10 protein-coding genes and 1 riboswitch are annotated in these 10,868 nt (G+C 73.6%); of the genes, 6 read left to right on the forward strand and 4 right to left on the reverse strand.

Annotated elements, in window-relative coordinates:
* Window positions 1-1,150 (forward strand): beta-ketoacyl-ACP synthase II (locus tag AB0J68_RS16625; RefSeq protein WP_363939225.1); only part of this gene is annotated, 1,150 nt, incomplete at its 5' end.
* Window positions 1,151-1,224: 74 nt separating this feature from the next.
* Here AB0J68_RS16625 and AB0J68_RS16630 read toward each other — a convergent pair.
* The 3 genes from AB0J68_RS16630 to AB0J68_RS16640 form a co-directional block, all read right to left on the reverse strand.
* Window positions 1,225-1,443: a hypothetical protein gene (locus AB0J68_RS16630; protein WP_354859460.1), complete on the reverse strand. Its 219-nt coding sequence runs from the start codon at window positions 1,441-1,443 to the stop codon at window positions 1,225-1,227.
* Between the two features lie 68 nt (window positions 1,444-1,511).
* Window positions 1,512-3,236, reverse strand: a complete 1,725-nt coding sequence (locus AB0J68_RS16635; protein ID WP_363939227.1) for a glycoside hydrolase family 3 N-terminal domain-containing protein — start codon at window positions 3,234-3,236, stop codon at window positions 1,512-1,514.
* A 94-nt stretch (window positions 3,237-3,330) separates the two neighbouring features.
* Window positions 3,331-3,822: a DUF3145 domain-containing protein gene (locus AB0J68_RS16640; protein ID WP_007463525.1), complete on the reverse strand. Its 492-nt coding sequence runs from the start codon at window positions 3,820-3,822 to the stop codon at window positions 3,331-3,333.
* Between the two features lie 307 nt (window positions 3,823-4,129).
* Between AB0J68_RS16640 and AB0J68_RS16645 the strand changes: the two genes are divergently transcribed.
* Window positions 4,130-4,459 carry a hypothetical protein gene (locus AB0J68_RS16645; protein ID WP_007463527.1) on the forward strand — a complete coding sequence of 110 codons (330 nt, stop codon included), beginning with the start codon at window positions 4,130-4,132 and terminating at the stop codon, window positions 4,457-4,459.
* A 72-nt stretch (window positions 4,460-4,531) separates the two neighbouring features.
* Here AB0J68_RS16645 and AB0J68_RS16650 read toward each other — a convergent pair whose 3' ends face one another.
* Window positions 4,532-5,155: a carbonic anhydrase gene (locus AB0J68_RS16650; RefSeq protein WP_355135125.1), complete on the reverse strand. Its 624-nt coding sequence runs from the start codon at window positions 5,153-5,155 to the stop codon at window positions 4,532-4,534.
* Between the two features lie 147 nt (window positions 5,156-5,302).
* On the opposite strand from AB0J68_RS16650, the gene AB0J68_RS16655 reads away from it, so the two are divergent.
* The 4 genes from AB0J68_RS16655 (at window position 5,303) to AB0J68_RS16670 (ending at window position 10,842) form a co-directional block, all read left to right on the forward strand.
* Entirely contained in the window at window positions 5,303-6,247 is a 945-nt protein-coding gene (locus tag AB0J68_RS16655; protein WP_354859452.1) for an alpha/beta hydrolase, read from the forward strand.
* 107 nt (window positions 6,248-6,354) lie between these two features.
* Window positions 6,355-8,472 carry an AAA family ATPase gene (locus AB0J68_RS16660; protein ID WP_363939229.1) on the forward strand — a complete coding sequence of 706 codons (2,118 nt, stop codon included), beginning with the start codon at window positions 6,355-6,357 and terminating at the stop codon, window positions 8,470-8,472.
* A 106-nt stretch (window positions 8,473-8,578) separates the two neighbouring features.
* Window positions 8,579-9,496, forward strand: coding sequence for a cation diffusion facilitator family transporter (locus tag AB0J68_RS16665; protein WP_355135131.1), 918 nt, complete (start codon window positions 8,579-8,581; stop codon window positions 9,494-9,496).
* Window positions 9,497-9,637: 141 nt separating this feature from the next.
* Window positions 9,638-9,769, forward strand: a riboswitch (cyclic di-AMP (ydaO/yuaA leader).
* Between the two features lie 53 nt (window positions 9,770-9,822).
* Window positions 9,823-10,842, forward strand: a complete 1,020-nt coding sequence (locus tag AB0J68_RS16670; RefSeq protein WP_355135400.1) for a hypothetical protein — start codon at window positions 9,823-9,825, stop codon at window positions 10,840-10,842.
* Window positions 10,843-10,868 lie beyond the last annotated feature (26 nt).

A 10,868-nucleotide genomic window follows, 5' to 3' on the forward strand; every position in this document is an offset into this window, starting at 1 on the left:
CGCCATGCTCGCCGGCCGCTCCGGGGTGAGTGCCCTCACCCAGGAGTGGGCCGCGCAACTGCCGGTCCGGATCGCCGCCCAGCTGGCCGTGGAGCCGTCCGAGGTGCTGGACCGGGTCCGACTGCGCCGGCTCGACCGCTCCGAGGCGATCGCGATCATCGCGGCGCAGCAGGCCTGGGCGGACGCCGGCCTCGCCGACTCCGGCCTCGACGGGGAGCGGCTGGCCGTCAGCGTCGGCTCCGGCATCGGCGGTGCCACCACCCTGCTCGCCCAGGACGACATCCTGGAGGCGTCCGGGCCGCGGCGGGTTTCCCCGCACACGATCCCGATGCTGATGCCGAACGGTCCGGCCGCCTGGGTCGGGTTGGAGCTGGGCGCCAAGGCCGGCGTGCACACCGTGGCCAGCGCCTGCGCCACCGGCGCGGAGGCGATCGCGCTCGGTCTGGACATCATTCGCGCCGGCCGGGCCGACGTGGTGGTGGCCGGCGGCACCGAGGCGGTCATCCACCCGCTGCCGATCGCCGGCTTCAGCTCGATGCGGGCCATGTCGACCCGCAACGACGACCCGGAGCGGGCCTCCCGCCCGTGGGACACCGGCCGCGACGGCTTCGTCCTCGGTGAGGGCGCGGGCATCGTGGTGCTGGAGCGTGCCGACCACGCCGCAGCCCGCGGCGCTCGGGTGTACGCGCGCCTCGCCGGCGCCGGCATCACCTCCGACGCGTACGACATCGTGCAGCCGCACGCCGAGGGTGAGGGCGCCATCCGGGCCATTGCTCGGGCGATCGCGGACGCGGACATCGCCAAGCAGGACATCGTGCACGTCAACGCGCACGCCACGTCGACCCCGGTCGGCGACATGCTGGAGATCGGCGCGCTGCACAAGGCGCTCGGCGACCACCCGGTGCTGGCCGCGACGAAGTCGATGACCGGTCACCTGCTCGGTGCGGCCGGAGCGCTGGAGTCGATCGCCACGATCCTGGCCATCCGCGACGGCGTCGTCCCTCCGACGATCAACCTCGACGACCCGGAGCCGGGCCTCAGCCTGGAGGTCGCCGCGCACAAGGCACGCCACATGGAGATCCCCGCCGCGCTGAACAACGCGTTCGGCTTCGGCGGCCACAACGTGGCGCTCGTCTTCGCACGACCGTGAGACGGCGGCCGTGCGACGGCCGATCTGCGGGTTTACCGAAGGGCCCCTTCAGCAAGGGGGGCCCTTCGGCACGTTCAGCCCCGGTTGCGGGGATGCTGCTTGGCGGTGCGTTCGTTGCCGTGGCGGTAGTTGCCGGTCCAGCGGGCCATCACCAGTTGCGGGTCGTCGTCGACCTCGGCGAGGAACTCCGCCGCCCGGGCGCCGCGCAGCGTGCCCGCCACCCGGCCGTGATGCGTGATCACCACCGTGCCGTCGGCACGCTGGTCGTAGCGGAAGCCCTGTGCGGTTGCCATGACAGCGAGGCTGCCAGGTCGACGCACTCTCCGGCGACGCGATTTCCGACCTGCGGGCCCCGGCGGAATCAGGCGCCGCAGGTGGTGGCGGGCAGGCCGGGCACAGCCACCGGGGACCGACCACCCGGGCGGGCCTTGCCGGCCAGCACGGCGGCCAGGGCGGTCATCGACGCCCGACTGGAGGAGTACGTCGCCAGCAGCGTCGGCGACGTGGCCTTGGCCAGCACGTACGGGGTGTCCATGGCGACGGTGACCGCCGCGTCGGCGCGCAGGTCGCTGTCGCCGTCGCCGTAGCCGACCAGGTGCACCACGGTCCCGCCGCTCGGCTTCACGGTCACGCCGGCCTTGGTCAGCGCGGCGGTGAGCGCCGCCCGGGTGCCGTCGCGGCCGTCGGAGGAGGTGACGGTGACGGGCCCGTGCACCGCTTTGCCGCAGGCGCCCCGCAGCACGGTGACCGCGCCGGCGGCCAGCGCGTCCGCCGCCGCCCGGTGCGCCGGGCTGTTGAGCGTGGACATCGGCTCGGTGGGGGCCGTCGCCAGCCGGAACTTCATGGTCAGCACCCGGGTGACCGCGTCGACCAGCCGGGCCCGGGGCAGCGAGCCTCCACGCAGGGCGGCGAGCAGCCCGTCGTACGCCTGGCCGACGTTCGGGGTCATGAGGATCAGGTCGTTGCCGGCGTTCAGCGCCCGGACGGCGGCCTCGCCGGGCGCCCAGCGCTTCGCCGGCGGCATGTTCATCCCGTCGGTGATCACCACGCCCTGGAAGCCGAGCTGGCCGCGCAGTACGTCGGTGAGCAGCTTGTGGGAGAAGGTCGCCGGGGTGCCCGGGTCGATGGCCTGCGCGTCCAGGTGGCCGGACATCACGGCCATCGCGCCGGCCTCGAACCCGGCGGTGAACGGCGGCCACGCGCCGCTCTGCAGCTCCGCCGCGGACTGGGTGAGCACCGGCAGGTCCTTGTGCGAGTCGTCAGCGCTGTGGCCGTGCCCCGGGAAGTGCTTCAGGGTGGCCGCGACGCCGCTGGCCTGCAGGCCCCGGACCGCGCCGCCGACCTGCGCGGCGGCGAGCTTCGGGTCGCCCCCGAACGACCGCGAGCCGATGACCGTGCTGCGGGTGGCCAGCACGTCGGCCACCGGGGCGAAGTCGACGTTGATGCCCAGCGCGGCGAGTTCGGCGCCGGCGGCCCGCCAGGCGGCCTCGGTCAGCTTCGGGTCGCCGGCCGCACCGGCGGCGAGCGCGGTGGGCAGGATGGTGACCCCGTCGGTGACCCGGGTGACGACGCCGTACTCCTGGTCGGTGCCGATCAGAAAGGGCGCCGGGCCGGCGGCCAGCCGACCGGCGGCGCCCCGCAGCCCGGTGGTCAGCTCGTGGACCTGCTTGGGGTTGTCGACGTTGGTGGTCTCCTGGTTGCCCTTGGTCGGGTCGTCGGCGCTGAAGCCGACCAGGATCAACCCGCCGAGCCGGTACTTGGCGATCATCTCGGCGGGGGTGTCGACGCCGGCGAGGGCCTGGTTGCCGGCCGCGGAGCCGGGCGAGACCTTCGTGGCCGAGTCGCCGTACGCGTACGGCATCAGCACCTGCCCGACCAGGTCCTCGTCGGAGAGCGTCGCGACGAGGGCGGCGGCCCGCGCGGCCGGATCGTCGGCCGGGGTCGCTGCGGGAGCGCTCGGGGCCGCCGAGACGCCGGTCGGACCGGGCGTCGGGTCGGCCCGGTCCGGGGCGCCGGAGCAGCCGGAGACGAGCAGGGCGGTCAGGGCGGCGACGGCGACACCGGCGTGTCGCGGGCGAATCGGCACCCGCCCATCCCACCAGGTTCCCCCTTATCGGGGCAACTTGACCTTACCGGTCGCAGCGCCCGAGAGCGTCTGGCCAGCGGGGCGGTGGCGGAGGTCAGCCGACCCGGGTGAGCAACGTCACCGGCGCCCCGTCCCCGGCGTACCGGTAGGGCTCCAGGTCAGCGTCCCACGCGGTGCCGAGCGCCTTGTCGAGGGCGTGCGACAGCGCCTCGGGGGCCCGGGCGGAGGCCATCAGCGCCCGCAGCCGGTCCTCGCCGAGTTGAATGTCGCCGGCCGCCCCGACCGTGGCCCGGAAGAGGCCTCGGGCGGGCACGTACATGAAGCGCTCACCGTCGGCGCCGGGACTCGGCTCCTCGGTGACCTCGAAACGGATCATGGGCCACTGCCGGAGGGCAGCAGCCAGCTCGGCGCCCGTCCCCGGACGGCCGGTCCACCCGCACTCGGCCCGGCGGGCGCCGGGATCGACGGGCTGAGCCGTCCACTGCAGGTTGACCGGCGCGGCTAGGACGCGCGCGATCGCCCACTCGACGTGCGAGCACACGGCGAGCGGGGTCGAGTGGACGTATACGACGCCACGCGTTGGCACGGTGACCTCCCGGAGAGCGAGGTGCGTCTTCCCCTACGACCTCGTCCACCGGAGTGGTTGCTGCAACACATGATGACTCCTGTGACGGATGGTGCGCCAGGGAATCGGAAAAAACGCCTGCCGGAATAGCCGGACGGGTGGTCTCCGTTGCCTCTCAGGACACCGCGACGACCAGCCTGATGTCGTGGTCCTGTACAGTTCCATCGGCGGCTTCTGCCGCGTTACACCTTCGCGGGCCGACTCAGTGTCACCCGCATACAGCCCCCGGACGTCCAGTCCTCCCGTACGTCTTGCAAGGAGTACCTCCGTGGCGAGCAACACCTCTAAGACCGCGCGCGCGTCCGTCCGGGCCGGCCAGGCTGGCCAGGGTGGCGCCCTCAGCGTGCTGGGCGAGTTCAAGTACCTCATCCCGCTCAACGGCGGCAAGCACGCCTACGTGCGCAACCTGACCAACGGCAAGACCGCGCACCTGCGCACCGACTCCGACGCCTTCGTCGAGGAGATCCGGGTGCTGGCCGCCGCCGGCCACGCCGCCAAGATCCGGGCGGAGATCAACAACCTGGCTGCCGTTCACCCGAACGACGGCTGGGAGGCCACCGAGAAGCGCCTGGTCGCGGCCGGTGTCTTCGAGGGCTGAGCCCTCCCCCACCGCAGCACCAGCAGACCGCCCGCCGGGAGTTCCCGGCGGGCGGTTTCGCGTCCGGCGTGTTCAGGTCGGGTCGAGCAGGGCGACCTCGCCGGTGCTCAGGTCGTAGAGGCCGCCCACCACCGCCACCCGACCAGCCGCGACCGGCCCGGCCAGCAGGTCGTCCGCGCGCAGCGCGTGGACCGTACGCCGGACGTGCCGGCGGATCGCCTGGGGATGCACCGCCGGGTCGTCGAGCCCGGCCTCGGTGACCGCCGGGGCGATCTCGTCGATCAGGTAAGCGAGCGAGCCGCCCGGCCGCTCCCCCGATCGCAGCGCGTCCACCGTCGCTCCCACCGCCCCGCACCGCTCGTGTCCGAGCACCAGCACCAGCGGCACGCCGAGCTGACCGACCACGTACTCGATGGAGCCGCACACCGCGCGGTCGAGCACGTGCCCGCCGGTACGGATCACGCAGATCGCACCGAAGGTCTGGTCGAAGATCGCCTCCAGCGGCACCCGCGAGTCGATGCAGCCGAGCACCACCGCGTACGGCTGCTGGTCGCCGGAGGCGGCCGCCGCCGCGGCGGTGACGTCGTGGCCGTGCACGGGTTGGCCGCTGACGAACCGCCGGTTGCCGGCGAGCAGCTCGGCGAGCGCGGCGCGGGGCGTACCCCCGGCCTGCCGCCCCTGTCCCGCCACCTCCATGCCGTTCAGCTTGGCTCGCCGCCGACGGTCACGGGCGGGGTCGGGAATGTTCGCCCGGCGCGATTGGCGTGGCGTCTCGGCGGGTAGCCGGTGTTACCGCCGGGTATCCCGGTGCTGATGAGGCCGGGGCGGCCCGGGGAGGTGGCGATGCCGGAGCGGTTCGAGGTCGGTATGCCCGACGGCGTACGGCTGCACGTGGAGGTCACGGGGCCTGCGGACGCCCCGGTCACGGCCGTCCTGCTGCACGGCTGGACGCTGGACGGGCGCAGCTGGCACCGGCAGGTGGACGCGCTGACCGCCTCGGCCGGCGACGCGGTGCGGGTGGTCACCTACGACGCGCGCGGCCACGGCCGGTCCAGCTGCATGGCGTTGCCCACGGCCACCCTGGCCCAGCTCGGCGACGATCTGGCCGCCGTCCTCGACGCGGTCGCGCCGACCGGTCGGGTGGTCCTGGTCGGGCACTCGATGGGCGGAATGACGATCATGGAGTACGCGCACCGCCACCCCGGCCACTTCGCCGCCCGTACGGCCGGCCTGGTCTTCGTCTCGACCACCGCCGAGGGGCACACGCACACCGTCTACGGGCTCTCGCCGCGCATCGCCCGGCTGATCCGGCTCGCCGAGACGACGGGCGCCGGTGTCCTGGCCCGGTGCGGCTCGTGGCGCGCGCCCCGGGCGCTGCTGAACGCGTTGCAACCGAGCATCCGGTGGATGCTCTTCGGCGACCGCTGTGATCCCTCCGACATTCGGCTGGTGACCTCGGCGGTGGCCCGCGCCTCGCTGCGCTCGATCGGCGGCTTCCGCGCCTCGATCGGCGCCCAGCGCCGGCTGGACACCCTCACCGCGCTGGCCCACCTGCCGGCCGCCGCCCTGGTCGGTGACCGGGACCGGCTGACCCCACCGCCGTGCGCCGAGTCGATCGCCGCCGCCCTGCCGGCCACCGAGCTGACCGTCTGTCCGGGTGCCGGACACATGCTGATGATGGAGCGCCCGGACGAGGTGAACGCCGCGCTGACCGGCGTACTGCGTCGGGTGCTCGCCGCGCCGGCGCGCGACGGGCACGACGCGAGCGCGACCGGGACGGGTCGCTGAGCACGTTCCCGCACCTCGGGCGCGAAGCCCCGGGCCCGGGGCCGTACCCTTCTGCGGTTGGCCCGCGCGGTTCGCGCCGTCTGCCGGCGACATCGAAGGAGCGTGCGTTGACCGACCAGACCGCCCTGGAGCAGGAGATCGCCGTCGAGCAACGGCACCTCGACCGGGTGTACGCCCGACTGGCCGAGCTACGCCAGTCCGCGGTTCGGGCCGAACGGGACGGCTACCGGATGGCCCGGGTCGGCACGTTCGGCGCGCTGGTCGAGCGCGACGCGATGGTCTTCCACGCCGCGCAGCGACGGCACACCCTCGACGCCGAGCACGAGGGGCTGGTCTTCGGCCGTCTGGACCTGCGCGACCGGCAGGTGCTGCACGTCGGGCGGCTCGGCATCCGCGACGAGGACGCCACCACGCTTGTCGTCGACTGGCGCGCGCCGGCCGCCTCCGCGTTCTACCAGGCCACCCCGGCGCAGCCGCTGGGCGTGGTGCGTCGCCGCACCATCTCCTCGCGCGCCGAGCGGGTCACCCGCATCGAGGACGACCTGCTGGACCCGACCGCCGCGCCGGAGGGGATGACTGTGGTCGGTGACGGCGCGTTGCTGGCCACCCTGTCCCGGGCCACCGGTCGGGGCATGCGCGACATCGTGGCGACGATCCAGCGGGAGCAGGACGAGGCCATCCGGTCGCCTGGTTCCGGGGTGACGATCGTGGCGGGCGGTCCGGGCACCGGCAAGACGGCGGTCGCCCTGCACCGGGCGGCCTTCCTGCTCTACTCCGACCGCAGCCGGTACGCCGGCGGGGGCATCCTGGTGGTCGGGCCGTCCACCGTCTTCGTCGAGTACATCGCCTCGGTGCTGCCCTCGCTCGGTGAGGACACGGCGACCCTGCACTCGCTGGGCAGCCTCTTTCCGGGAATGACCGCCACCCGCACCGACCCGCCGGAGGTGGCGGCGGTGAAGGGCTCGCTGCGGATGCGCCGGGTGCTGGAGCGCGCGGCCCGCGACGCGGTGCCGGGCGGCCCGGGTGAGCTGCGGCTGCTCTACCGGGGCACGCTGCTGCGGTTGGACCGGGCCGAGCTGGACCGGATCCGGGACCGCGCGCTGCACCGCGGCGCCCGGCGCAACGAGGCACGCCGGGCCGGCTTCGACGGGGTGTTCGCCGCGCTCTGGGCGCAGGCCCGTGCGGTGGGCATCACCCGGCTGCCGGAGCAGCGGGCCTTCGAGGGCGAGATCGCCGAGCGGCCGGAGTTCCGGGAGTTCCTCAAGGCGTGGTGGCCGCGCCTGCACCCCCGACACGTGCTCGGCTGGCTGGCTCGCCCGGATCGGCTGCGTCGGTACGCCGGCGGCATCCTCTCCGGCGCGGAGATCAGGCTGCTCACCGCCGCGTACCAGAATCTGGACACCGCGGGCCTGACCATCGCGGACGTGGCGTTAGTGGACGAGTTGGACGCGCTGCTCGGCAAGCCGATGCAGCCGGCGCGGGCCCGACGCGACCCGTTCCAACTCGCCGGCGGCGTGCGCGAGCTGAGCACCGCCAGTGACCGGCAGCGGGCCGCCCGCGCGGCGGCCCGGGAGCGTCCGGAGGACTACCGGGAGTACGCGCATGTGGTGGTGGACGAGGCGCAGGACGTCTCGCCGATGCAGTGGCGGATGGTCGGACGGCGCGGCCGTCTGGCCTCCTGGACCGTCGTGGGCGACCCGGCGCAGACCGCGTGGATCGGTGATCCCCAGGAGCTGACCCACGCCCGGGACCAGGCGCTGGGCCGTCGCAAGCGGCACGATTTCACGCTCACCACCAACTACCGCAACTCGGCGGAGATCTTCGCGGTGGCGGCGGCGGAGATCCGCCGGCTCTACCCCGACCTGCCGCTGCCGAACGCCGTACGCTCCACCGGTATCGACCCCGTCGAGCTGGTGGTGCCGCCGGCCGGGTTGGAGACCGCGGTCGTGGAGGCGGCCACCGGCCTGCTGGCCGAGGTGGACGGCACGGTCGGGGTGATCACGCCGGTCACCCGCCGCGACGAGGTCGCCGGTTGGCTCGGCTCACTCGGCGCGGCGCGGCTGCAGGTGGTGACCAGCCTGGAGGCGAAGGGCATGGAGTACGACGGGGTGGTGCTGGTCGCCCCGAGCGAGATCCGGGCCGATCCGGGCTCCGGCGTACGAACGCTCTACGTGGCGCTCTCCCGGGCCACCCAGCGGCTCACCACCATCGACCCGACCGGCTGACCTGCGGGTTGCCGTGTCGAAGGGTGGGCCGGTCCGTACACTTGCATACATAGCGATGTGAGCATACATTTGACCGGGTCCCGGGTGGCGACGGAGGGTGGATTTCGTGGGAGCAGGTCATGACCACCACCACGGGTCGGTCACCAACGCCGCCCACCAGCACCGGGGCCGACTCTGGGCCGCGTTCGGGCTGCTCGCGACCCTGATGGTGGTCGAGGGTGTGGCCGCCTTCCACACCGGCTCGCTCGCCCTGCTCTCCGACGCCGGGCACATGTTCACCGACGTGCTGGGCATCGGGATGGCGCTCGCCGCGATCACCGCCACCCGGCGGGCCACCGGCGACCCGCAGCGCACCTTCGGGCTCTACCGCCTCGAGGTGCTCGCCGCCCTGGCCAACGCCGTCCTGCTCTCCGGCGTGGCGGTCTACGTGGTGATCGAGGCGATCGGCCGGTTCGGCGACCCGCACGAGGTGCTGACTGGCCCGATGCTCGCGGTGGCCGTCCTCGGCCTGCTCGCGAACGTGATCGCGTTCGCGCTGCTGCGCGCCGGCGCCCGGGAGAGCATCAACCTCCAGGGCGCCTACCTGGAGGTGCTCGGCGATCTGCTCGGCTCGCTCGGCGTGATCGGCGCGGCGCTGCTCATCGCGGTCACCGAGTGGTGGTGGGCCGACCCGTTGGTCGCGGTCGCCATTGGCGTGTTCATCCTGCCGCGCACCTGGCGGCTGGGGCGCGCGGCCGTCCGCATCCTGGTGCAGGCCGCCCCGGAACACCTCCAGGTCACCGCCGTGCACGACCGACTGGCCGCGGTGCCCGGCGTGGTGGAGGTGCACGACCTGCACGTCTGGACGCTCACCTCGGGCATGGAGGTGGCCTCCGCACACCTGATCATGGCACCCGGCGGGGAGGTCGGCACGGTGCTCACCGCGGCGCGTACCGCCCTGCGGGAGGACTTCCGCATCGAGCACGCCACGCTGCAGATCGAGCCCGGGTCCGCCACGGGCGCCTGCGGTTCGATCGAGTGGTGAGCACCTATCTGACGAAAAGACCGTTTTGCCGTCATCTTCGGTGGCGGCGCAGACACCTTCCGTCACATCGACTGCACACGTCCCACCTGCCCCGGTAGGCTCGTCCCCGGCCACCACCCGGCGGCGCCCTCCCGGCGCCGGTGGCGGCCGCCGCCTAATCACCCGAGAGGGCGAACCGGGGAACCACGTTCCTGGGGTGCATCCGCGTCAGCGGTAGGGATCTTCCGTCCCGAACCCGTCAGCTAACCCGGTCGGCGGCTGACGGAAGGACATGCGTAGTGGCACCAGCACGACCACCCGCCGCCCGACTCGCGGCACTGATCGTCATGATGGTCACCCTCGGCGTCGCCCTACCGGTGGGCGCCGCCACCGCCGCTCCCCCCGGCGGCCTGCGGGCCGCCGCGGCGCCCGACGGCGACGAGGAGGGCGGCACCCCCGCGCTGCGGGCCCAACTGGAGGCCGCCAGCAAGGGCTACCTGGACGCGAAGCGCGCCCTGGACACCTCCGTCCAGCGCCAGCAGCAACTCGCGGCCAAGCTGAAGACCACCGAGGCCGAGATGACCGTGCGCAACGGCAAGGTCGGCGAGATCGCCGGCGTGGCGTACCGCACCGGCCGGCTCAGCACCGTCTCGGCGTTGCTCAACACCAACACCCCCGAGGGCTTCATGGACCGGGCGGCCGCGCTGGACGTGGTGGCCGCCAACGAGGACCGGGTGCTGCGCGACCTGCACGCCACCCGGGACGAGGCCAACCGCACCCGCACCGCCCTGGACGGCGAGATCCGCGAGCAGCGCAAGCAGGTCGAGGTGATGGCCAAGCGCAAGGAACAGGCCGAACGGGCCCTGGCGGTCGCCACCAGCAAGCCGCGCACCACCGCTGCCGACACCAGTTCCAACCGGGGCACCTCCACCGCCAACGCCCAGCCCGCGCCGCGCAACTCCGACGGCTCCTGGCCGTCCGAGTCGTGCAGCGTCAACGACCCCACCCCGGCCAGCGGCTGCATCACCCCCCGCACCCTGCACGCCCTCAACCAGGCGAAGGCCGCCGGCTTCACCCGGTACGTCTCCTGCCACCGCTCGGGCGGCTCCGGCGAACACCCGAAGGGTCGGGCCTGCGACTTCGCCGCCCAGAAGGGCGGCTTCGGCGGGGACGCCACCGGCGGCGACAAGACGTACGGCAACAACCTGGCCGCGTACTTCATCCGCAACTCCGACCGGCTCGCCGTGCTCTACGTGATCTGGTACAGGCAGATCTGGCTGCCCAGCAGCGGGTGGAAGTCGTACAGCGGGGGGAACGGCGACCCCTCCAGCGAACACACCAACCACGTACACCTGTCGGTGTACTGACCCCACCGGTGGCCGGCGCACCGTCG

Source organism: Micromonospora sp. NPDC049580 (assembly GCF_040675595.1).
Lineage (GTDB): Bacteria > Actinomycetota > Actinomycetes > Mycobacteriales > Micromonosporaceae > Micromonospora.